The sequence below is a fragment of the Streptomyces laurentii genome, from assembly GCF_040635425.1.
Classification (GTDB): Bacteria; Actinomycetota; Actinomycetes; order Streptomycetales; family Streptomycetaceae; genus Streptomyces; species Streptomyces laurentii.
Map to the genome: position 1 here is coordinate 19,910 of NZ_JBEYHT010000059.1, position 20,950 is coordinate 40,859.

Genomic DNA, 20,950 nt, shown 5'->3' on the forward strand with positions numbered 1-20,950 from the left:
GGTGTGCGCCCCTCAGGCCCAGACGGCCTTGACCACGGCATGGCCCGCTGACGCCGCCTGCGCGTAGAAGGCCCGCAGGCCGTGGTGGTAGGAGCGGAACTCCTCTCGGTTCGACTCCTCGTCGGGGCAGAGCGCACGGAACCGGGGGCCGGCGGCGCGCCACAGGTCGTCGAAGGAGACGGCCGTGAGGAAGCGTGCGGCCCGGGACACCTCCGGGGCGTCCATGAGCATCAGGGGCGGGTCGAAACCGGTGTCGTTCGCCACGGGACGGCCGCCGTGGACCGGTAGCTCACGGTCGTCCGCCTCGGCGGCGGAGTAGAACTCGGCGACGAGGCCGGACACCTTGTCGAAAGAAGTGGAGACACCCGCCTCGTGCTCGTCGGCGCGGCGGTCCCACGCCTCGGACATGAACGCGGCGAGCCAGGCGTGGTCGTCCCGTATCCCGGTCTCCGCGACCGCCCGGAAGTGCAGGTGGATGCTCACGGGCCGAGCGTAAGGGACGCCACTGACGCGATGCCGTACCGCCCCCGCCGGCGCCCGCCTTCGGCCGGAGGGCGTCCTCGGCATCGCGTCAGTGGCGACGGAGGTCACCCCGCGGACGCCGAGTTCATGGTCACCCGCCGGCCGACGACGGTCGAGCCGGGACCGGCGGTCAGTGCCAGGGCTCGTAGTACGGGTTGCTCTCGCAGTCGTCCATGATCTCGATCTTCTTGACCTTGTCGACCGGACAGACGCCGATGATGAACCGGCGGGCGATGCCGCCGGGGAAGGCGACCTCGACCTGGTCGGCGTACTTGTGGTCGTCGCCGATGGTCTTGTTGACGTCCACGCCGCCGGGGGCGTCGATGTAGTAGTTCCAGCCGGACTTGTACCAGGACTTGTACAGGTCGTGGTCGTAGGTCGTCGACACGTAGGGCGAGGGCTGGTTGACCAGCACGTACTTCTCGACGTCGTACTGGCCGTTGACGTCCTTGGGGAAGAAGCCGACGGGGAAGATCTGCTCGGGCGTCCGGCTGTCGCTCCGGTAGAGGGTGCCGCAGGTGGTGCGCCAGGCCGGCTTGGGGGTGATGCGGTCGACATCGACGTCGTGTTCGGCGGCGGCCGTCAGCTTGTCCGCGAACTGGGGGCACTTGGGCGCCTTGAGGGCGGGAGCGGCGGCAGGGGCCGGAGCGGCAGCGGGGGCCGGGGAAGCCGCCGAGGTGGCGGCTACGGCGGTCAGACACAGGACGACGGCGGCGGCGCGGCGCCGTACAGGAGTGGAGATCATGCGGGAAATCCTGGCGGCCGCGTGGCTCGGGGCGGGGATCTTCACTCGTTCGGCGGCGTGTCAACGAGCTTGTGTGCAACGCCTGTTCGGGACACCCGTGACGAGTCTCCACTGCCCCTGCAACCGTCGCTCGTGAACGAACCCCTCCGCCTTCGGCTCCCGCCTCGCCAGTGAGACCACGGACGCCCCCGATCCGGGCCTCGGCCTGCGTATGCTCGGCTCGGCTCGGCTCAGGGGAGGGCGCGTGCTGAAGCTGTTGGGCTTCTTCGATGACTTCGGCTACTCCGGCGAGACGGCCGCGGGACCGCTGGGGGACCAGGTGTCCGCGTCCGGCGAACCGGACGAAGCCGAAAGCGAGGACGCCCGCCCGATGAACCTCTCCATCGGCGTCGGCTTCCTCGGCGAGGCGCTCGTCATCGGCTACCGCGGCCTGCGCGGCGGCACCCCGTTCGCCCCGGAGAAGCCGAGCCTGCTGGACGCGTACACCGGCCGCGGCGATCAGAGCCGCCGCTGAGCGCCTCGCCTCCCCCCGTCAGTGGCCCTTGGCGGAAGGCGTCGGGAGCGGGCTGATGCCGGGCTCGAAGTGGGTGCGGAGATAGATACGGGTGCGGTCAGGGGAGTACTCGTGCGCGTACAGGCGGGAACACTTCTCGTCCGAGGTGTCGTACGGGTTGGTGAGGTCCTTCGGGCCGCTGGGGCAGACGTAGCCGTATCGCACGCCGTCCGTGAGCGTCTCCGGCTCCGGCAGCCCGAGGGGCGTGAAGTCCTTCGACCGCGTGGTGGGCTGCGCGGTCGCCGTCGGCGTCAGCCACTTCCCGGACGACGGATGCTTCTTGAGGTAGGCGTCGGCCTCGGCCCGCGTCAGCGTGAAGGTGAGGATCCCGGTGTCGAACTGGGACGTGACCCGATAGGCGGCCTGCGCGTCCTGGGCCGTGGCCGGGACCTCGAAGCGCATGTGTTCGCTCATCCACGCGGGCGTGATGCCCTCGACCCAGCGTCCGTCCCTCACTCTGCCTGCCTCCTCGCTCGAATTGCCGCTGGTCGCCCGGTTGCCGTTGGTGCCGCCGCCGCTCCCGGGTGAACACGCGCTGATCGTGGCACCGGCCACGATCAGCGCGACAGCGGCCACACCTGCCGGGAGCCATCCCCGCCGGCGGCCGCGGCCGTGGGTGCCGTGGTCGCCGGCCGGACTCTCGGGCGCCCCGTAGGGGGAGAAATCATTCATCTGGCATCCTGCTCGGTTCCGTGCCGTCCGTGCGGCCCTGTCGCTGCTCGCGGCCCGGGTCGAGGCGGCCGTCCCTGCTGTCGTCGGGGTTCGGCAGCGGATCGCCGTTGGGCTGTGCGGAGCCGAGATCGTAGTGCTTGACGCTGCTGCTGCCCGACATGTCGAACTCCTGGGCGTTTCCGGTCCGGTGCAGCTTGGCCATCTCTCCGTCCGGGACGTTCAGCGGACCGATGTCGACTCCCTTGCCCTCGTCCCAGTTGTAGCGGTCCCAGACGTTCGCCTGGTAGTCGATGCTGATCTTCGGCTTGCCGTCGGCGTCGGGAACGGCCGTGACCACGCCCGTCACATTGCTGTTGGTGCCACCCACCGCGTAGAACCAGTTCGAGTCGACGTCCGGGCCGAAGTAGAAGCCCTCGTCCTGCCGTGCTTGCACAGGGATGGCGACCGGCTTTCCGCCGTTCTTCTGGAACTCGTCCAGGGCCTGCTGGCGCCAGGCGTCCTGGTTGAGCCGCACCGTCTCGTCGACGTACTGCTTGAACTCGGGGACATCCCCCATCATCTTGTCGACGGGCAGGTCCATCGGCTTGCCGCTGTTGCCGAGGTAGTGCGACATGTGGCGGGACGCGTCCGTCATGCCCTTCCAGTCGGCGCCTTCCGCGATCAGTTCCATCTTGCGCTTGGTGAGCCACTCGTCGAAGCCGCCCGACTCCGAGCCGTGCCGCCCCGCCCCGGCGTCGGCCGCGACCTGCGGCGCGGTCGGGCTCAGCACGCCGGCCGCCAGCAGGTCGTCCTTCTTCTCCAGCCAGAGCGTGGCCCGCGCCTCGGGGCTCAGCGATTCCCACAAGCGTTGCAGCTCGGCCCGCTCGGCGGCGTTGGCCTTGCCGCCCTTCGACGCCAACTCCTTCGCGCGGGGCAGCTGTTCCCCGTCGAGGGAGGTGTACGTGGCGTGCCCGGCGTTGTTCGGATCGTTGCCGTGGCTCTTGCGCAGCGCGCTGACCGCGGCGGCGTCGACCTCGGCCGCGTGCTGGACGAGACCGGTGAGCGTGTCGGCGTAGTACTGCATGAAGTCTTTGGTGCGCTGATTCGGGCCTTCCGGCGTGCACAGCATCTCCATCACCTTGACGGTGCCGTTCGGCCCGTCCGTGACGAAGAAGCCGGGGTCCGGCGGGTCGTGGGAGGGATTGCCCTTGTTCGCGTCGTCGGTGAGGCTCTTCGCCTGTTTCTGGTAGGCCGTCAATTCGACGTGCGCATCGGAGAGTACGGCGGCGATGCTCTCCGCCTCCGACTGGAGGTCGCCGAACTCCTTGGCCGTCTTGCGTACGAATTCACGGGTGACGTCCGCGTTGACGCCGGTCCACTGGGCGCCCTCGGACTTCGCGGTCAGACCGTCCCGCGCGCTGGTGGCCAGCTTGGACAGCTCCCCGGCCATCGTCTTCCAGTCGGCCGCCGCCGTGCCGAGCTTGCCGAGGTCCAAGGCGATGAGATCGGAGTAGGTGAAGTTCCCCATGGCTGCCCCTACTTGAAGTAATCGTTCAGCGCGGAAACGGGCACCGGCCCGCTGTGACCACTGACGCTGGCGGCGATGGCTTCGTCGTCGTTCTGGCTCATCTTCTTACTGAAATCAAGGTGGTTGGAGATATGCGCGCATGCCTGGAGGACGTGCTTGACCTGCGAGGTCCACATCTCGACGGTCGTCTCCAGCTCCGAACCGAGCCCGAGATGATGGCTCTTGAGCGCGGCCGCCGCCTGCATGGTGGACCCCGAGGAGCCGTTCCCGGAACCTGCCGCCGCGATGTCACCCTTCTTGTTCAGCTCGCCATGGAGGATGAACGCCTCATGGCCGACAGCGCCCAGATCGTCCTGGCGTACGACGAGATCCGCGCCGCCGCTCTCGCCGGGGCCGACCGAGTTCAGCCGCATCCCGGTATCGCCCCCGCCTGAGGCCGCCACCGCCGCCTTGGCCTGTTCCCACTCTTCCCATGCCATGAGACCCCCGTCTCTTCGGTCGGCCGGACACCGACTCCCGGCCACCCTGCCATGCAACGCACAAGAAGAGTCGCTGATTTCGGCGGCGCGGTTGCATGGGCCGGGGGTGCGACACGACTCTCCACCAGCCCCACACACCTCAGCACACACCTCAGCCGGGCCGCCCGCGACCTCTCGACCGGTCCGGGGGTCGATCAGAGGTGGCTCAGCACGTTGACCACCCGCCCGCTGGGGTCCCGGACGAAGAACCGCCGTACGCCCCACTCCTCGTCCCGCAGCGGATGGACGATCTCCGCACCGCTCGCCCGCACGGCCGCGTACGCCGCGTCCACGTCGTCCACCTCGACGCTGATGTCGGGCGTGACCGGCGCGGTCGCGTCCTCGGTCATGACGCTGATCTGCGCGGCGGGGGCGGCCGGGGAGCCGAGCGTCATGATCCAGCCGTGGTTCATGACCTCCTCGAAGCCCAGCAGCCCGTAGAACTCCCGGCTCTCCTGCGCGGCTTCCGACCGGATGATCGGCACGACACGGCGAGCGGACAGCGTGCCTCGAAGCGCTGATCGCCATCGATCGCAGCGGCCTGGACTTCGTCCTCACCGAGTCCCTCTGGGACCGCGAGGAGACGGCACGGCTGTCGGCCATCACCTCGGCACCCGTGAGCCCAGAGGTTCTGAGGCGGATCGCCGTGTTGAGCGGTGATCCGATGGAGACGCCCGAGGTGCGCGCCGCGGCCCGAGCACGGGTGTCGGCTCCTTCCGGCCCGCCTCCGTCCTGACACCGCGCGGCGATGGCGACAGCGGTGGCGATGGCGGTCCAGCCGGAGCGGGGGACCGGTGAACGGCGTGTCCCGGGACCCCGACCTGTGCCGTTCCGGAGGGGTGGGGAGCGGACCCGACAGACTGAGCAAGTCGACTAGTGACATGGCGCTCTTCAGTCCGTAGGGTGCTGAATATGGATATGCAGACTGTCGTCCTTGGGACGTCCGGCACCACCCCGCAGGACGTCGTCGACGTCGCCCGCCACGGCGCGCGCGTCGAGCTGTCATCCGACGCCGTCGAGGCGCTCGCCGCCGCCCGGGCCACCGTGGACGCGCTCGCCGCCAAGCCCGAACCGGTCTACGGCGTCTCCACCGGGTTCGGCGCCCTCGCCACCCGCCACATCGGCCACGACCTGCGCGCCCAGCTCCAGCGCAACATCGTCCGCTCGCACGCCGCCGGCATGGGCCCGCGCGTCGAGCGCGAGGTCGTCCGCGCGCTGATGTTCCTGCGGCTGAAGACCGTCGCCTCGGGCCACACCGGCGTACGCCCCGAGGTCGCGCAGACCATGGCCGACGTCCTCAACGCCGGGATCACCCCGGTCGTCCACGAGTACGGCTCCCTCGGCTGCTCCGGCGACCTCGCCCCGCTCTCCCACTGCGCGCTCGCGCTCATGGGCGAGGGCGACGCCGAGGGCCCCGACGGCGTGGTCAAGCCCGCCGGCGACCTGCTCGCCGCGGCCGGCATCGCGCCCGTCGCGCTCAAGGAGAAGGAGGGCCTCGCCCTCCTCAACGGCACCGACGGCATGCTCGGCATGCTGATCATGGCCCTCGCCGACCTCGACACCCTCTACAAGTCGGCCGACGTCACCGCCGCCCTCTCCCTCGAAGCCCTCCTCGGCACCGAGAAGGTCCTCGAACCCGAGCTGCACGCCATCCGCCCGCACCCCGGCCAGGCCGACTCCGCCGCCAACATGCTCGCCGTGCTCAAGGGTTCCGAGCTCACCGGCCACTACCAGAGCGGCGAGGCCCCGCGCGTCCAGGACGCCTACTCGGTGCGCTGCGCCCCGCAGGTCGCCGGTGCCGGCCGTGACACCATGGCGCACGCCCGGCTGGTCGCCGAGCGCGAGCTGGCCGCCGCCGTCGACAACCCGGTGGTGCTCGCCAACGGCGAGGTCCGCTCCAACGGCAACTTCCACGGCGCCCCCGTCGCGTACGTCCTCGACTTCCTCGCGATCGCCGCCGCCGACCTCGCCTCCATCGCCGAGCGCCGCACCGACCGGCTGCTCGACAAGAACCGCTCGCACGGCCTGCCGCCGTTCCTCGCGGACGACGCCGGCGTCGACTCCGGCCTGATGATCGCCCAGTACACGCAGGCCGCCCTGGTCAGCGAGATGAAGCGGCTCGCCGTCCCGGCCTCCGCCGACTCCATCCCGTCCTCCGCGATGCAGGAGGACCACGTCTCCATGGGCTGGTCCGCCGCCCGCAAGCTGCGCACCGCGATCGACAACCTCACCCGGGTCATCGCCGTCGAGCTGTACGCCGCCACGCGCGGCATCGAGCTCCGCCACGGCCTGAGCCCGGCGCCCGCCTCCGCCGCCGCCATCGCCGCCCTGCGCGCGGCCGGCGTCGCGGGCCCCGGCCCGGACCGCTTCCTCGCGCCCGACCTGGCCGCCTCGGACGCGTTCGTCCGCGCGGGCCGGCTGGTCGCGGCCGTCGAGCCGGTGACGGGGCCGCTGGCGTGACCTCGTCACCCGTCACCCCCCTCTCGTACCCGTAAGGCTTCGCATCCCTTCCTGTCGAAGCCTTGTCCGCGAGGATCATCTGCTTGGCGCGGACGAGGTGATGGTCGCGTTCGAGTGGCGCGGCCATCACCTCGCGCTCTCCGGGCGCGTGGACGCACACGGGAGCCGGGCGACAAGGCGCCGGTGAGCGTCGAAGTGCCGCGCCACGCCCGAGACCGCCTGAACGCCGGGGACCGACGGTGGGTGTCCGATGGACGAACCGCCGGGCCGTGCCCTTCGCCGCGCCTTTCGCCGTGCTCGCGGCGGGATCAGGTACGGGTGCCGCCGACGCGGCGGGTCGCCAGTGTCACGGAACCGGCGCCGAGGCCCAGCAGAATCGTTCCGCCGAGGACGTACGGAGTGATGCCGGCGGTACTGGCCGGGGTAGGCGGCGCGGAGTCCCCGTCGTCCGCCAAGTCCGTGGCCCCCAGGCTCGTCACGTCGGCCATGTCCGTCGTCGTGGCCGACTCGGTGCCGTCCGTTCTGCCCTCGCCCCCGGCGGTCTTCGCGGACGGCACGAACCACAGCGCGCAGAGCAGTATCCCCGCGGCGATGGCGGTGAGCAGCGGGCGTCGGGCGATGGACACGATGTTGCGATCCCCCTTGCGGAAACCCGGAATTGACGGGTACTTCGATGCTAATGAACGCAGCGGGTCGCGCGAAATCGGAGGCCCCTCGGCGCTCTACGCTCCGGCTATGAGTACTCCCGAGACATCACGCTATGTACGGCTTCGCGTCGACCTCGTGCTGGAGATCGACGGTCCGGAAGCCCTGTCCGAGGCCGCCGTCGGCCGGATCGACGCCGACCCGTCGCTGCCGGCGGAGGACCGCACGCAGACCCGGGCCGCCGTCGACGAGGACGCCGCCGAGGCGCTCGCGTACCTCGTGGACCCCTTCGACCTGGTCGCGACGGTGCCCGGGGTGGAACTCGTCCAGGCGTCCTGGAGCAGCGAGGATGTCGAGTACGACCCCGACGCGGGGATGTGGGACCTCGACGAGGGCCTCGACGAGGACGACGACACCGCGGACGACAGCGACGACGAAGAGGAAGACGAAGAGGAGGAGGGCGAGTACGAGGAGGAGGGGCGTACGGAGCGGCGCGCCTGACCCGCTTCCCCTACGGGTCCTCTGGGGCGGCGGCACCCCCGGGGGGCCCGAACGGGAGCCCGTACCGGAACCCATTGCGGATCCGTATCGGCCAGGTGACGGCCACGGATCGGCCACGGACCAGCCACAGACCGGCCACACCGGTGTCAGAGCGGCCATGAGGGGAACCGAAGGCTCCTGAAGTACGTGATGATCAGTGGTGTTCCCCACAAACCCCCCGCTTATGGAACCGGGTGGGCTCGCAGGGGTGTTTCAGTGGTTAGTGGCAGGTTTTCGGCGACGATGGAGAAGCGTGTGATGACGGACGGCAAGCGTCGCAAGGGCCTGGCGGCGGCGGCCGCGGTCCTCGGCGGCGTTCTGGTGCTCACGGCGTGCAACGACGGCGACACGGGTGGCACCGGCGCCTCGCAGAGCGGCCAGTCGCAGGCGCAGGTCGACGAGGCCGCCGCGCAGAAGACGTCCAAGGCGCAGATCACCATCGCGCCGAAGAACGGTGCCCAGAACGCTTCGATCAACAACGACGCCAAGGTCACCGTCAGCAGCGGCAAGCTCACCGAGGTCACCATGACCTCCGGGGAGGGCAAGGCCGTGCAGGGCGAGATATCCGCCGACGGTCTGAGCTGGAAGCCGAGCACCGCCCTCCAGCGTGCCACCGTCTACAAGATCGCCGCGACCGCGAAGGACGCCGCCGGCCTGGAGGCGCACGAGAACTCCTCGTTCACGACCGTCTCGGCCGCCAACAGCTTCATCGGCAACTTCACGCCGGAGGACGGCTCGACCGTCGGCGTCGGCATGCCCGTCTCGATCAACTTCAACAAGTCGATCAGCGACAAGAAGGCCGTCCAGGGCGGCATCAGCGTCAGCTCCAGCTCCGGCCAGGAGGTCGTCGGGCACTGGTTCAACCAGACCCGCCTCGACTTCCGCCCGGAGAACTACTGGGCCGAGGGCTCGACCGTCACCCTCAAGCTGGACCTCGACGGCGTCGAGGGTGCCCCGGGCGTCTTCGGCGTCCAGCAGAAGACCGTCACCTTCAAGATCGGCCGTAACCAGGTCTCCACGGTCGACGTCGCCACGAAGATGATGACCGTCACCCAGGACGGCAAGACGGTCAAGAGCATCCCGATCTCCGCCGGCTCCCCGGAGAACACCACCTACAACGGTCAGATGGTGATCTCCGAGAAGTTCAAGGAGACCCGGATGAACGGCGCCACCGTCGGCTTCACCGACTCCGACGGCAAGGGCGAGTACGACATCAAGGACGTGCCGCACGCGATGCGCCTGTCCACCTCCGGCACCTTCATCCACGGCAACTACTGGGGTTCCCGCTCCATCTTCGGCAGCGTGAACACCAGCCACGGCTGCGTGGGCCTCGCCGACGCCAAGGGCGCGGGCGACCCGAACCAGCAGGGTGCCTGGTTCTTCGACAACTCGATCGTCGGCGACGTCGTCATCGTGAAGAACTCCAAGGACAAGACGATCGCCCCCGACAACGGCCTCAACGGCTGGAACATGGACTGGGCGACCTGGAAGGCCGGCTCGGTCGCCTGACCCGACGCCGGGGCTTCGCCAGCGGAGCTTCTCCCTTACGCACATGCCGGGGCATGACCACCGGGGCAACCGCCCCCGGGGGACATGCCCCGGCATGTTTTTTGCGTGACCACGTACGGCGGCGCGCACGCGCACCGGCACCAGCACCGGCACCCGCGCTTGAATCCGGTCCGCCGGGAGGGCGTCCGGTCCGGCGTCCCGTCGGGCCGTGTTCCCGTCAGGCCTCGGCCGGGGTCCGGGCGGCCACCAGGGCGAGCAGGCCGGGGAACAGGGCGTCGAGGCCGGCGACGCGGACGCGACGCGGTGGGCCTGGCCGGCGGGGCCACGGTCTTCGGTGCCGTCCTCCTGGCCTTCGCCGTTCTCGGCGGCCTGCTGGTCCTCACCGGCCGCCGCCGGACGACGTCCTGATCGGGACCCGCGGACGACGCCCTGATCAGGGACCGGGAAGGGGCGCTTCGCTCACTCCCCGGGCGCCTGCGCGATGCCGACCGGGCAGGACACGCCCGTACCGCCGATGCCGCAGTAGCCCGCCGGGTTCTTGTCGAGGTACTGCTGGTGGTACGCCTCGGCCGGGTAGAAGGCGTGGGCGTCGGCGGGCGCGATCTCCGTGGTGATCGCGGCGTGGCCGGCGGCCGTCAGGACCTGCTGGTAGGCGTCGCGGGAGGCTCCGGCCGTGGCGGCCTGGGCGGGGGAGTGGGTGTAGACGGCCGAGCGGTACTGGGTGCCGACGTCGTTGCCCTGGCGGTAGCCCTGGGTCGGGTCGTGGGACTCCCAGAACAGCTTCAGCAGGCGCTCGTACGAGACCACCGACGGGTCGAAGACCACGCGGACGACCTCGGTGTGGCCGGTGAGGCCCGAGCAGACCTCCTCGTACAGCGGGTGCTGGGTGAAGCCGCCCTGGTAGCCGACGAGGGTCGTGTACACGCCCTCCGTCTGCCAGAACTTCCGCTCGGCGCCCCAGAAACAGCCCAGGGCGAAGTCCGCCGTCTCCAGGCCCTCGGGGTACGGGCCGAGCAGGCGGGTGCCGAGGACCGTGTGGCGCTCCGGGACGGGGAATCCGGGCTCGGGGCGCCCGCGCAGGGCCTGGTCGGCGGTCGGGAGGACGGGCGTGGGGCGGGACAGGAACATACGGCATCTCTCCTCGGCGGTCGGCCCTCGGCGGTCGGCGCGAAAGGAACAACGCACCCCACACCCGGAGGATTCCCCCCGCCTGCGATCCCCTGTCCGCGAGCCCTTGCCCGCCCGCCGCCGCCCTCAGCCCGCCAGCGTCGCCGGGCTGCCGCCCGTCGACTCGAACCCGGCCACCACCAGGTTCCGGTGCACCGTGTACTCCAACGCCGGGTCCTCGGCCAGCGTCCACGGCAGCGCGCCCACGTACCCGTCCACCCGCAGCAGCAGCGTCATCGCCTCCGTCCAGCGCTCCGCGCCCATCAGGAAGCGCACCAGCAGATGCCGTACGTGCGCCAGCATCGGGTCGTCCGGCCGCGCCGAGTGGACCGCGTACATCGCGCCCTCGACGGCCTTCGTGACCACGGCCGTACGGAAGAAGTCCACGCCGACCACGATCTCCGGCCGGTTCTCGAAGACCGCGAACAGCGGCAGCGCCGCGAGCAGCGACCCGTGCGGGGCGCGCGCGGCGGCGGTGGTCGCGAAGCGGTCCGCCTCGGCGCGCGAGCCGTGCCACTTCTCGCACCAGTAGAGGAGCGCGGCGAGATGCGCCCCCATGTGCGCCGGCGCGCGGTCGATGATCTTCGCCCACAGGAGGTCGAACTCCTCGCCGGAGTAACCGAGTCCGCGCGCCACGGCCAGCTGCGAGATGTACGGCACGGGGTCGCCCGGCGTCAGCGCCGCCGCCTGCTCGCAGGCGCCCCGCGCCTCCTCCAGGATGATCCCGAAGTCCCGGCTGCCGGACGTCGTCGTCCGGAACGCCTGCTGCACCAGGAACTCCGCGTACACCTGCGCGCCGCCCGGATCCTTGGGGGCGTCGGCATGCCACGCGCGCAGCCACCCGCCGCCCTCGCCCGGCCGCTCCGCCAGTTCGAGGGACGCCGCCCCGGCGAAGGCCTGGACCCGCTGCCAGCGCGTCTCGCCCTCCTGCTCGGTGCCCTTCAGGAGCTGCGAGGCGGCCCGCCAGTCCTGCGTCTTCCGTACGACGTCGAGGACATCGAGGAGATCCCGGTCCGGCCCCGGCAGCCGGACGTCCTGGTCCTCCTGGCGCAGGAAGCCGTAGACCTCCGGGTCCGCCGCGTCGGGCGAGCCCGGGGCCACCTGCCGGATGACGCCGCGCCCGGCTCCTCGCCCGCGCCGCCACACGAAGGGGCCCACGACACTGACGATCATCCCGACCGCGATCAGGAACCAGAGAATCTCCATGTGTCCATTGTTCCGTACGAAGGGTGAGACCACGGGCGGGCCGGGGCCCCGCGCGACTACGCTCCTTGACCATGAGCGACCAGCACAGTCACCAGAGTTTCGAGACCCGTGCCATCCACGCGGGCAACACCGCCGACCCGCTGACCGGCGCGGTCGTCCCGCCCATCTACCAGGTCTCCACCTACAAGCAGGACGGCGTGGGCGGACTGCGCGGCGGCTACGAGTACAGCCGCAGCGCCAACCCCACCCGTACCGCCCTGGAGGAGAACCTCGCGGCCCTGGAAGGCGGCCGCCGCGGCCTCGCCTTCGCGTCCGGGCTCGCCGCCGAGGACTGCCTGCTGCGTACGCTGCTGGCACCCGGCGACCACGTGGTCATCCCCAACGACGCGTACGGCGGCACCTTCCGGCTCTTCGCGAAGGTCGTCCAGCGCTGGGGCGTCGACTTCTCCGTGGCCGACACGTCCGACCTGGCGTCGGTGCGCGCGGCCGTCAACGACCGCACCAAGCTGATCTGGGTCGAGACCCCCTCCAACCCGCTGCTCGGCATCACCGACATCGAGGCCGTGGCGGGCGTGGCCGCCGACGCCGGGGTGAAGCTCGTCGTCGACAACACCTTCGCCTCGCCGTACCTCCAGCAGCCGCTCGCGCTCGGCGCGGACGTCGTCGTGCACTCCCTCACCAAGTACATGGGCGGCCACTCCGACGTCGTCGGCGGCGCCCTGGTGACGGCCGACGCGGAGCTCGGCGAGGAACTGGCGTACCACCAGAACGCGATGGGCGCCGTGGCCGGCCCCTTCGACTCCTGGATCGTGCTGCGTGGCATCAAGACGCTCGCGGTGCGCATGGACCGGCACAGCGAGAACGCCGGCAAGGTCGCCGAGATGCTGACCCGGCACCCGAAGGTCACCCAGGTCCTCTACCCGGGCCTCGCCGAGCACCCCGGGCACGAGACCGCGGCCAAGCAGATGCGGTCCTTCGGCGGCATGATCTCCTTCCGCGTCGAGGGCGGTGAGGAGGCGGCGGTGCAGGTCTGCAACCGCGCCAAGCTGTTCACCCTGGGCGAGTCCCTGGGCGGCGTCGAGTCGCTGATCGAGCACCCGGGCCGGATGACGCACGCGAGCGTGGCCGGTTCGGCGCTCGAGGTCCCGGCGGACCTGGTCCGTCTGTCGGTCGGCATCGAGAACGCGGACGACCTGATCGCGGACCTGCGCGAGGCGCTGGGCTAGGTCGTGTCCCGGCCGGTCCTCCGGCCTTCTGTACGGTACGGGTTCCTCGGCTGCGGCTGCGGCTCGCGGCTCGGGGCCCGTACCGTACGGCTTCCACGCGGTGGCCGTACGGATGTCCCACGGCTGTCCTATGACGAGCCGCGGTGGCCGTGGAACGGTCATATGCCGTCGAGCGGGGGCGTCGTCCCCGCCGGCGGCACCTCCCAGGGACGGGCGAGGGACGCCCAGACGACGAACGCGACGACCGCCACCGCGAGCAGCGCCCACCAGATCCGCCGCACCACGCGGTCCCGCCGCAGCAGCCGGATCCCGCGGGTCACGGCGCGGACGCCGAGGTCGCCCGGGACGTGCGGATAGGAGCCGTCCAGCATCCGGCGGACCTCGTCCTCCTTGCGTTCGTGGCGGCTCACGAGGCCTCCCGCAGATGACTCACGGAGCGCGAGCACACCGCCCGGATCCGCTCCTCGGGCAGGCCGAGCAGCGCCGCCGTCTGCTCCTCGGCCACCCCCTCGTGCAGCCGCAGCACGACGACGAGACGTTCCTGCGGGGTGAGCGCGGACAGCACGCCGCCCCGGCCGCGGTGATGGCGCCAGGCGGTGCGGGCGAAGCGGGTGGCGAGATCGGCGCGCGTCTCGTTGTACGGGTCCTCGCCGCGCAGCCGGTCCCAGCGGGCGTAGGTGTGGGCGAGGGCGGCGGTCAGCAGCTCCTGGGCGAGCGGATTGCGGTGGGCGGGCTCGGTGGTCAGCAGGGTCGCGACATGCAGCAGCCGGCCGGCCGCACCGGACACGAACGCGCCGAACTCCCGGTTGCGGGCGGCGTTTTCGCCCCCCGGCTCAGCCTGCGGCCCGGGTCCCGGCCCGGACCCCGGCCGGGCGCCCGCGCCGCTCCCGGGGGCGGTCCCGGCCGATCGCCCCCCGGTCTTTCCTCTGGCCCTGTTCTTGCCCCGACCTCCGCCGCCGGCCGGGCCGCCGATCCGGCCTCCTGCCTGGCTGCCGAATCGGCCACTGTTCGACTCGCGCACGTCCTCATCTGAGAACAGCGCCGGGCCAGGGTCAAGACGTCGGCACGGACTGCGTGTGCGGAGCGTGTGGAGGAGTGCCCGACTGCCGTGCCGACAAGGCGGAGTTGAAGCGGGTGAGCAGGGTGCAGAACGACTCCCGCTCGTCCGGCGTCCAGCCCTCGGTGACCTCCGCCATCAGCTGGCGGCGCGAGTCCCGGACCTCCTCCAGACGGGCCCGGCCGCGGGCCGAGAGCTGGAGGACCACGGCGCGCCCGTCCTCGGGGTGGGAGGTGCGCTTGACCAGGCCCGTGTCGACGAGCGGGGCGACCTGGCGGGTGACCGTCGAGGAGTCGATGCCCATGCCGGCGGCGAGCGCCTTCACGCCCATCGGGCCCTCCCGGTCGAGCCGGTTGAGCAGCAGATACGCGGCGCGGTCCATCGACGTGCGCAGCTGCCCGGTGCCGCCGAGCCGGGTTTGCTCGGCCCTCCGGGCGAAGACGGCCACCTGGTGCTGGAGGGCGTCGAGGAGACCGGGGTCGAGCGCTGTCGTCATGTCCGGAGACGAGGGCATGGCTGTGAGGCTCTCTCGTGGGGAGGGCTGGTGGTGGGGGACAGAGTACGCGGACCGGACGATGTCCGTACCTGGGCTGCATGAACCGGCTCGGATTTGGGTAAGGCGGCCGCTCGCCCGACAGGCCGGGAGGCCGCCGGACTGGGAGACTGCGGCCATGAGCTTCGGTACGTCTGACCTCTCCGGTCCCGGGCGCGACCGCTTCGGAGACCGGAGCGGAAAGCCCGGTGGGGAGCACGCCGGGGCGCGGTATCCGGCCCCGGGCGCCGGTGCCGGCGCGGTGGTCCTGGACGATGTGCGCGGGGCGCGCAAGACACTCGCCGGGGTGGCCCGGACGACGGCCCTGGAGGGCAGCCGCCATCTGTCCGCGCTGGTGGCGGGGCCGGTGCACCTCAAGTGCGAGAACCTCCAGCGGACGGGTTCGTTCAAGGTGCGCGGCGCGTACGTACGGATCGCGGGGCTGCGGCCCGACCAGCGGGCGGCCGGGGTGGTGGCGGCCTCCGCCGGCAACCACGCGCAGGGGGTGGCGCTCGCCTCGCAGCTGCTCGGGGTGCGGGCGACGGTCTTCATGCCGTTGGGCGCGCCGCTGCCGAAGGTGGCCGCCACACGCGCGTACGGGGCGGACGTCCGGATGTACGGGCATGTCGTCGACGAGGCGCTCGCGGCGGCCGGGGCGTACGCGCGCGAGACCGGCGCGGTCTTCATCCACCCCTTCGACCATCCCGACGTCATCGCCGGGCAGGGCACGGTCGGCCTGGAGATCCTGGAGCAGTGCCCGGAGGTGCGGACGGTCGTGGTCGGGGTCGGCGGCGGCGGTCTGGTGGCCGGGATCGCGCTCGCGGTGAAGTCGCTGCGGCCGGACGTACGGGTGGTCGGTGTGCAGGCGGAGGGCGCGGCGTCGTATCCGCCGTCGCTGGCGGCCGGGCATCCGGTGGCGGTCGAGGCGCCGGTGACGATGGCCGACGGGATCCGGGTGGGGAGGCCCGGCGACGTGCCGTTCGGGCTGGTGCGGGAGTACGTGGACGAGATCCGCACCGTCTCCGAGGACGCGCTCGCCTCGGCGCTGCTGCTCTGCCTGGAGCGGGCGAAGCTGGTGGTGGAGCCGGCCGGGGCGAGCCCGGTGGCGGCGCTGATGGCCGATCCGGAGGCGTTCCGGGGCCGGGCGCCGGTGGTGGCGGTGCTGTCGGGCGGGAACGTCGACCCGCTGCTGCTGCAACGGGTGCTGCGGCACGGCATGGCCGCCGCGGGGCGCTATCTGAGCCTGCGGCTGCGGGTGACGGACCGTCCGGGGGCGCTCGCGACGCTGCTCGCGGTGCTGACGGTGGTGGACGCGAACGTGCTGGACGTGAGCCACGTACGCACCGATCCGCGGCTCGGCCTGACCGAGGCGGAGGTGGAGCTGCACCTGGAGACGAAGGGGCCCGAGCACTGCGAGGAGGTCACGGCGGCGCTGCGGGACGCGGGCTATCCGGTGATGGGCTGAAGGCCGGGGCCGGGGCTGACAGCCGGGAGCGGAAGCGTGGTCGGAGGGGTGCGGGCCAAGGGGCGAGGGCGGGCGGTGGAGTAAGGACTTGCGAAATCGGGTTCGGCCTATACGGCTTGTATATCGCGATGTATCGCGTTAGGGTGTGCTCCGGGTCACAGCTCCGCTGAGCGCTGTCCGTTCGGCGTATCTAGACTTGTGCGGACACTCCCGCACACGGCCCGATCTGACGCGGAAATCTCTGGAATCACAGGGAGAGTCACATGCCAGGCGCGATCCACGCCGAAGGTCTGGTCAAGGCCTTCGGTGACGTACGAGCTCTGGACGGCGTGGACCTCGACGTCCCCGAAGGCACCGTCCTCGGTCTCCTCGGGCCGAACGGCGCGGGGAAGACGACGGCCGTACGCGTGCTCACCACCCTCCTCACACCCGACAGCGGCAGAGCCGTCGTCGCCGGGATCGACGTGCTCAAGCACCCCGACGAGGTGCGGCGCGCGATCGGGCTTTCCGGCCAGTTCGCGGCCGTCGACGAGTATCTGACCGGCCGGGAGAACCTCCGGATGGTCGGCCGGCTCTACCAGATGAGCGCCAAGGGGGCGAAGGCCCGCGCGGACGAGCTCCTGGAGCGCTTCGGCCTGGCCGACGCGGCCGACCGCACCGCCAAGACCTACTCGGGCGGCATGCGCCGCCGCCTCGACCTCGCGGCCGCGCTCGTCGTCTCCCCGCCCGTCATGTTCATGGACGAGCCCACCACCGGCCTCGACCCGCGCAACCGCCAGGCCCTGTGGGAGGTCATCCAGGAACTCGTCGCGGGCGGTACCACCCTCCTGCTCACCACCCAGTACCTGGAGGAGGCCGACCACCTCGCGCACGACATCTGCGTCGTCGACCACGGCCGGGTCATCGCCCGCGGCACCTCCGACCAGCTCAAGGCCCAGACCGGCGGCGAGCGCGTCGAAGTCGTCGTGCACGGCCGCGAGATGATCGCTCCCGCCCGGGAGGTCCTGGCGCGCTACGCGATGCCCGGCCTCGGGCACGGCGACATCTCCGTCGAGGAGCACACCCGCAAACTGACCGTCCCCGTCACCGGCGGCGCCAGGATCCTCGCCGAGGTCATCCGTGATCTCGACGCGGCCGGCGCCGAGATCGACGACATCGGACTGCGCCGCCCCACCCTCGACGACGTCTTCATCTCGCTGACCGGCCACGTCGCCGAGCGGGCGGAGTCCGAGAACGGCACGGACGGTGAGAACGAGGCGGAGGGTGAGGACGGCAAGGGCGGCAAGGACGGCAGTGGCGGCGACGGCCCTGGCAGAAGAGGCAAGGCCAAGGCCCGGAAGGAGGCCGTCAAGTGACCGCGACCACCGACACGTTGGCGAAGCCCCGCGTACGCGGCGCGCTCGCCCGGTCGATCGGCGACTCGCTCGTCGTCACCCAGCGCAACCTGATCCGCATGACCCGGATTCCCGAGATGCTGCTCTTCGGGGTCATCCAGCCGGTCATGTTCGTCATCCTCTTCACGTACGTCTTCGGCGGCTCGATGAAGATCGGCGGCACCACCGACCCGTCCGTGTACAAGAACTTCCTGATGGCCGGCATCTTCGCCCAGACGGTCACCTTCGCCACGGCCGGCGCGGGCGCGGGCATCGCCGACGACATGCACAAGGGCCTCATCGACCGCTTCCGTTCGCTGCCCATGGCGCGCGGCGCGGTCCTGACCGGCCGTACGCTCGCCGACCTGGTGCAGACCGCCATCACCCTGCTCGTCCTCGCGGCCGTCGCGCTCATCGTCGGCTGGCGCCCCGGCTCCGAGGCGCCGACCAACCTCGCGAAGATCCTGGCCGGCTTCGGCCTGCTGCTCCTCCTCGGCTACGCGTTCACCTGGATCGGGGCGCTGATCGGCCTCTCCGTCCGCACCCCGGAGGCGGCGACCTCGGGCGGGATCATCTGGCTCTTCCCGGTCACCTTCGTCTCCAACGCCTTCGTGGACACCAGCCAGATGACGCCCTGGCTGCAGCACGTCGCCGACTGGAACCCGTTCAGCGCCACCGTCCAGGCCTGCCGCCTGCTCTTCGGCGACCCCGGCCTGTCCCCGTCCGACGCCTGGCCGATGCAGCACCCGGTCTGGGCCTCGCTGCTCTGGTCCCTGCTCATCGTCGTGGTCTTCCGCACCCTGGCGGTGCGCAAGTACCGGTCGGCCGCGGGGTGATGCCCGTGACCGACCGGCGCCCGGTCACGGCAGATAGCCGGAGACCACCAGACCGTCGAAGGGCTGGAAGAGGGCCCCGCCGCTGATCACGGCCTCGGCGCGGGTCAGCAGGGCCGCGTCGACGCCGTCGGGGACCGGCGCCTTACGGGTGCGTCTCACCGCCTCCACCCGGCCGGACACCGGAAGGGACTGCACCGACTGCTTGGCGGCGGCGAGCACCCGGTCGCCCGCGAAGAAGACCGCGTCCGCCGTGTCCAGGCGGGAGTTCGGCACCCGGCGTGACTCCCGGCCGCTCGCCAGGTCGTAGGTGATCACGGTGGCGCCGTCGAGGCCGCCCACCACCGCCACCGTGCCGTCCGCGTTCACCGCCGGGCCGGCGCCGACCGGGAAGCCGGTGGCGAGGGTGCGCCGCGGCTTCAGGGTCTCGGCGTCGAGCACCGGAACGCCGCCGTCCCGGGAGGTGTGGCACAGCACCGCGTCCCGGTGCACGATCATCGTGGCGCACTGCACATCACCCGCGCCGCGGGCGGTCTCCTTGCCGGTCGCCGCGTCGAGCGCCACCGGTACGACCCCGCTGACCGTCACGTACACCCGCCCCCGGGCGGCGACCACCTGCTCGGGGATGCCGCCGAGTTCGCGCCGCCACAGCTCCGTGCCGCCGCCCTTGCCGTCCAGCTTCACGGCGGTCGCCAGGCCCCGGGTCTCGTCGGTGCGGTGGAGGAAGCCGGAGTAGAGGACACCGTCCAGCAGGTCGGAGCCCTTCGGCGCCCACTCGGGACCGGGCGCCGCCACCTTCCCGCGCTCCTTGCCGTCGTCGGCCCCGTACGCCGTCACCCCGTCCCGGCCGGTGACGTACACGGTGTCGCCGACGACCGCCGGATAGCCCGGCGACGACCGCACCCCGAAGTCCTCGGGCGCCGTCCGGCGCGCCACCGACCACAGCTTCTTCCCGTCCGACGCCCGCAGGCCGAGCGCCGCGCCGCCGCTCCCGGCACATACCAGCGTCTTCGGGGTGAGCGCGCAGGCGCTCACCTCCACATCCGTCTTCGTCGCCCACGGTGACCAGCCCGCCGGCCGGGCCGCGCGGTCCGTGCCCGCCGTCCCGAAGTCGCCCGGGTGCCCTTCCCCGCCGTACGGCAGCACCACATGGTCCAGCACCTTCACCGCGGGCGACCCACTGGCACCGGGTCCGGCACCGGCACCGGCACCGGACCCGGCCGACGGCCCCCGAGCCCCCTGACCGCCCGAGCCGTCCTGGTCGCCCTGCCGGCCCAGCAGCACCGCACCCGCCGTCGCGAGCACCGCCACCGCGACGGCGCCCGCCACGAGCGCGCCCCACGGCCGCCGCCGCGCCTCGGGCTCCGAGGCGGCGCCCACCGGCCGCGCGCCCACCGCCGTGGGGGAGTACGGCACGGCGGGCCCCAGCGTCGGCAGATCCGCCACGCCCGCGCCCGACGAGGCCGCCTCCCCGGCCAGCCGCGCCGCCTCCCCGTACTCCGCGAGCAGCGACAGCACCCCGCCCGGCCACGGGAACGCCCCGGAACCCGAAGCGGGCTCCGCCCCCGCGTCCCCGCCCAGCAGCCCCACCAGCTCCGCCGCCGACGGCCGCTCCGCCGGATCGAGCCGCAGACAGCGTTCCACGAGCGGCCGCAACTCCTCCGGCACGCCCGCCAGGTCGGCCTCGGCCCGGCTGATCCGGAAGACCACCGCCGCCATCTCGTCGTCGTGGAACGGCCCCCGCCCGCTCGCCGCGAACGCCAGCACCGCCCCCAGACAGAACACGTCCGAGGCGGGCACCACCGCCCGGTTGCCCACCAGATGCTCCGGCGACATGAACCCGGGCGAGCCGACGACCAGGCCCGTCGACGTCAGCGCCGTCGCCTCGAAGGCCTGCGCGATACCGAAGTCGATCAGCTTCGGCCCGCCCGCGCCGAGCAGCACGTTCGCCGGCTTCAGGTCCCGGTGCAGCACCTGGGCCCCGTGCACCGCGTCGAGTGCCCGCGCCAGCGCGGCCCCGAGCGCCCGTACCGCCGCGACCGGGAGCGCCCCGGTCCGTACGACGGCCTCGGCGAGCGAGGGCCCCGGCACGTACTCCGTCGCCAGCCACGGCGCGGCCGCCTCGGCGTCCGCGTCCACGAGCCGGGCCGCGTACGGGCTGTCCACCGCCCGCGCCGCCGTGATCTCGCGCCGGAAACGGGTCCGGAAGTCCCCGTCGACCTCCAGGTCCTCGCGGACGGTCTTCACCGCGACCATCCGGTACGGATCGGCCGTCGGCGTGTCCGTCCGGCAGGCCAGATGGACCTCGCCCATGCCGCCGGCGCCGAGCCGGGCGAGCAGACGGTACGGGCCGACGAGCCGGGGCGGCCCGGCGGGCAGTGCTTCGAGCATGGGTCAGTGCGCCTTTCCGCCGAGAGGGG

Annotated in this window: 21 protein-coding genes; 8 read left to right on the forward strand and 13 right to left on the reverse strand. The window is 71.9% G+C overall.

Annotated features, from left to right (window positions below; all coding sequences use genetic code 11):
• Window positions 1-12: 12 nt before the first annotated feature.
• Complete coding sequence (locus ABZ693_RS28790; RefSeq protein WP_359883120.1) at window positions 13-483, reverse strand: DUF1877 family protein; 471 nt, start codon at window positions 481-483, stop codon at window positions 13-15.
• 169 nt (window positions 484-652) lie between these two features.
• Complete coding sequence (locus tag ABZ693_RS28795) at window positions 653-1,267, reverse strand: ADP-ribosyltransferase (protein WP_359883123.1); 615 nt, start codon at window positions 1,265-1,267, stop codon at window positions 653-655.
• A gap of 244 nt (window positions 1,268-1,511) precedes the next feature.
• On the opposite strand from ABZ693_RS28795, the gene ABZ693_RS28800 reads away from it, so the two are divergent.
• Entirely contained in the window at window positions 1,512-1,781 is a 270-nt protein-coding gene (locus ABZ693_RS28800; protein ID WP_359883125.1) for a hypothetical protein, read from the forward strand.
• Between the two features lie 18 nt (window positions 1,782-1,799).
• On the opposite strand, the gene ABZ693_RS28805 is transcribed toward ABZ693_RS28800, so the two are convergent.
• The 4 genes from ABZ693_RS28805 to ABZ693_RS28820 all read right to left on the reverse strand — a co-directional run bounded on the left by ABZ693_RS28805 (window position 1,800) and on the right by ABZ693_RS28820 (window position 5,020).
• Complete coding sequence (locus ABZ693_RS28805; RefSeq protein ID WP_359883127.1) at window positions 1,800-2,492, reverse strand: hypothetical protein; 693 nt, start codon at window positions 2,490-2,492, stop codon at window positions 1,800-1,802.
• On the reverse strand, window positions 2,485-3,999 hold the full coding sequence (locus tag ABZ693_RS28810; RefSeq protein ID WP_359883129.1) for a hypothetical protein: 1,515 nt from the start codon (window positions 3,997-3,999) through the stop codon (window positions 2,485-2,487). The genes ABZ693_RS28805 and ABZ693_RS28810 overlap by 8 nt, the downstream gene beginning before the upstream one ends.
• An 8-nt stretch (window positions 4,000-4,007) precedes the next feature.
• Window positions 4,008-4,478 (reverse strand): hypothetical protein, encoded by a 471-nt coding sequence (locus ABZ693_RS28815; protein ID WP_359883132.1) that lies wholly within the window; start codon window positions 4,476-4,478, stop codon window positions 4,008-4,010.
• A gap of 194 nt (window positions 4,479-4,672) precedes the next feature.
• Window positions 4,673-5,020 (reverse strand): VOC family protein, encoded by a 348-nt coding sequence (locus ABZ693_RS28820; protein WP_359883184.1) that lies wholly within the window; start codon window positions 5,018-5,020, stop codon window positions 4,673-4,675.
• A 415-nt stretch (window positions 5,021-5,435) separates the two neighbouring features.
• Between ABZ693_RS28820 and hutH the strand changes: the two genes are divergently transcribed.
• On the forward strand, window positions 5,436-6,977 hold the full coding sequence (hutH, locus tag ABZ693_RS28825) for a histidine ammonia-lyase (protein ID WP_359883187.1): 1,542 nt from the start codon (window positions 5,436-5,438) through the stop codon (window positions 6,975-6,977).
• A gap of 308 nt (window positions 6,978-7,285) precedes the next feature.
• Here hutH and ABZ693_RS28830 read toward each other — a convergent pair whose 3' ends face one another.
• Window positions 7,286-7,603 carry a hypothetical protein gene (locus tag ABZ693_RS28830; protein ID WP_359883135.1) on the reverse strand — a complete coding sequence of 106 codons (318 nt, stop codon included), beginning with the start codon at window positions 7,601-7,603 and terminating at the stop codon, window positions 7,286-7,288.
• A 109-nt stretch (window positions 7,604-7,712) separates the two neighbouring features.
• Between ABZ693_RS28830 and ABZ693_RS28835 the strand changes: the two genes are divergently transcribed.
• Window positions 7,713-8,123, forward strand: coding sequence for a hypothetical protein (locus tag ABZ693_RS28835; protein WP_359883137.1), 411 nt, complete (start codon window positions 7,713-7,715; stop codon window positions 8,121-8,123).
• A 282-nt stretch (window positions 8,124-8,405) separates the two neighbouring features.
• The gene (locus ABZ693_RS28840; protein WP_359883140.1) at window positions 8,406-9,671 is read left to right on the forward strand and encodes a L,D-transpeptidase; all 1,266 of its coding nucleotides are present in this window, start codon (window positions 8,406-8,408) and stop codon (window positions 9,669-9,671) included.
• 459 nt (window positions 9,672-10,130) lie between these two features.
• On the opposite strand, the gene msrA is transcribed toward ABZ693_RS28840, so the two are convergent.
• Both msrA and ABZ693_RS28850 read right to left on the reverse strand, forming a co-directional pair.
• Window positions 10,131-10,799, reverse strand: a complete 669-nt coding sequence (gene msrA / locus ABZ693_RS28845; RefSeq protein ID WP_359883141.1) for a peptide-methionine (S)-S-oxide reductase MsrA — start codon at window positions 10,797-10,799, stop codon at window positions 10,131-10,133.
• A 126-nt stretch (window positions 10,800-10,925) separates the two neighbouring features.
• Window positions 10,926-12,044, reverse strand: a complete 1,119-nt coding sequence (locus ABZ693_RS28850) for a hypothetical protein (RefSeq protein WP_359883143.1) — start codon at window positions 12,042-12,044, stop codon at window positions 10,926-10,928.
• 71 nt (window positions 12,045-12,115) lie between these two features.
• On the opposite strand from ABZ693_RS28850, the gene ABZ693_RS28855 reads away from it, so the two are divergent.
• Window positions 12,116-13,270 carry a cystathionine gamma-synthase gene (locus tag ABZ693_RS28855; RefSeq protein WP_359883146.1) on the forward strand — a complete coding sequence of 385 codons (1,155 nt, stop codon included), beginning with the start codon at window positions 12,116-12,118 and terminating at the stop codon, window positions 13,268-13,270.
• 158 nt (window positions 13,271-13,428) lie between these two features.
• Here the strand turns inward: ABZ693_RS28855 and ABZ693_RS28860 are convergent, their stop codons facing one another.
• The 3 genes from ABZ693_RS28860 to ABZ693_RS28870 all read right to left on the reverse strand — a co-directional run bounded on the left by ABZ693_RS28860 (window position 13,429) and on the right by ABZ693_RS28870 (window position 14,841).
• Complete coding sequence (locus ABZ693_RS28860; protein ID WP_359883149.1) at window positions 13,429-13,680, reverse strand: hypothetical protein; 252 nt, start codon at window positions 13,678-13,680, stop codon at window positions 13,429-13,431.
• A complete protein-coding gene (locus tag ABZ693_RS28865; RefSeq protein ID WP_359883151.1) occupies window positions 13,677-14,057 on the reverse strand; it encodes a sigma factor-like helix-turn-helix DNA-binding protein in 381 nt (126 codons plus the stop codon). The genes ABZ693_RS28860 and ABZ693_RS28865 overlap by 4 nt, the downstream gene beginning before the upstream one ends.
• A 265-nt stretch (window positions 14,058-14,322) precedes the next feature.
• Window positions 14,323-14,841: a MarR family winged helix-turn-helix transcriptional regulator gene (locus ABZ693_RS28870; protein WP_359883153.1), complete on the reverse strand. Its 519-nt coding sequence runs from the start codon at window positions 14,839-14,841 to the stop codon at window positions 14,323-14,325.
• Between the two features lie 157 nt (window positions 14,842-14,998).
• Here ABZ693_RS28870 and ilvA point away from each other — a divergent pair, with 157 nt between their 5' ends.
• The 3 genes from ilvA to ABZ693_RS28885 all read left to right on the forward strand — a co-directional run bounded on the left by ilvA (window position 14,999) and on the right by ABZ693_RS28885 (window position 18,533).
• A complete protein-coding gene (ilvA, locus tag ABZ693_RS28875) occupies window positions 14,999-16,324 on the forward strand; it encodes a threonine ammonia-lyase (RefSeq protein ID WP_359883156.1) in 1,326 nt (441 codons plus the stop codon).
• Between the two features lie 263 nt (window positions 16,325-16,587).
• On the forward strand, window positions 16,588-17,679 hold the full coding sequence (locus ABZ693_RS28880; protein WP_359883159.1) for an ATP-binding cassette domain-containing protein: 1,092 nt from the start codon (window positions 16,588-16,590) through the stop codon (window positions 17,677-17,679).
• Window positions 17,676-18,533, forward strand: coding sequence for an ABC transporter permease (locus ABZ693_RS28885; protein ID WP_359883162.1), 858 nt, complete (start codon window positions 17,676-17,678; stop codon window positions 18,531-18,533). The genes ABZ693_RS28880 and ABZ693_RS28885 overlap by 4 nt, the downstream gene beginning before the upstream one ends.
• 24 nt (window positions 18,534-18,557) lie before the next feature.
• Here ABZ693_RS28885 and ABZ693_RS28890 read toward each other — a convergent pair whose 3' ends face one another.
• Window positions 18,558-20,921 (reverse strand): protein kinase domain-containing protein, encoded by a 2,364-nt coding sequence (locus ABZ693_RS28890; protein WP_359883164.1) that lies wholly within the window; start codon window positions 20,919-20,921, stop codon window positions 18,558-18,560.
• Between the last annotated feature and the right edge of the window lie 29 nt (window positions 20,922-20,950).

Coding starts and splice junctions, on each gene's coding strand:
- ABZ693_RS28795 (WP_359883123.1), bottom strand. CDS start 1,267: ATGATCTCCACTCCTGTACGGCGCCGCGCCGCCGCCGTCGTCCTGTGT.
- ABZ693_RS28805 (WP_359883127.1), bottom strand. CDS start 2,492: ATGAATGATTTCTCCCCCTACGGGGCGCCCGAGAGTCCGGCCGGCGAC.
- ABZ693_RS28810 (WP_359883129.1), bottom strand. CDS start 3,999: ATGGGGAACTTCACCTACTCCGATCTCATCGCCTTGGACCTCGGCAAG.
- ABZ693_RS28815 (WP_359883132.1), bottom strand. CDS start 4,478: ATGGCATGGGAAGAGTGGGAACAGGCCAAGGCGGCGGTGGCGGCCTCA.
- hutH (WP_359883187.1), top strand. CDS start 5,436: ATGCAGACTGTCGTCCTTGGGACGTCCGGCACCACCCCGCAGGACGTC.
- ABZ693_RS28835 (WP_359883137.1), top strand. CDS start 7,713: ATGAGTACTCCCGAGACATCACGCTATGTACGGCTTCGCGTCGACCTC.
- ABZ693_RS28840 (WP_359883140.1), top strand. CDS start 8,406: ATGGAGAAGCGTGTGATGACGGACGGCAAGCGTCGCAAGGGCCTGGCG.
- msrA (WP_359883141.1), bottom strand. CDS start 10,799: ATGTTCCTGTCCCGCCCCACGCCCGTCCTCCCGACCGCCGACCAGGCC.
- ABZ693_RS28850 (WP_359883143.1), bottom strand. CDS start 12,044: ATGGAGATTCTCTGGTTCCTGATCGCGGTCGGGATGATCGTCAGTGTC.
- ABZ693_RS28855 (WP_359883146.1), top strand. CDS start 12,116: ATGAGCGACCAGCACAGTCACCAGAGTTTCGAGACCCGTGCCATCCAC.
- ABZ693_RS28870 (WP_359883153.1), bottom strand. CDS start 14,841: ATGCCCTCGTCTCCGGACATGACGACAGCGCTCGACCCCGGTCTCCTC.
- ilvA (WP_359883156.1), top strand. CDS start 14,999: ATGAGCTTCGGTACGTCTGACCTCTCCGGTCCCGGGCGCGACCGCTTC.
- ABZ693_RS28880 (WP_359883159.1), top strand. CDS start 16,588: ATGCCAGGCGCGATCCACGCCGAAGGTCTGGTCAAGGCCTTCGGTGAC.
- ABZ693_RS28890 (WP_359883164.1), bottom strand. CDS start 20,921: ATGCTCGAAGCACTGCCCGCCGGGCCGCCCCGGCTCGTCGGCCCGTAC.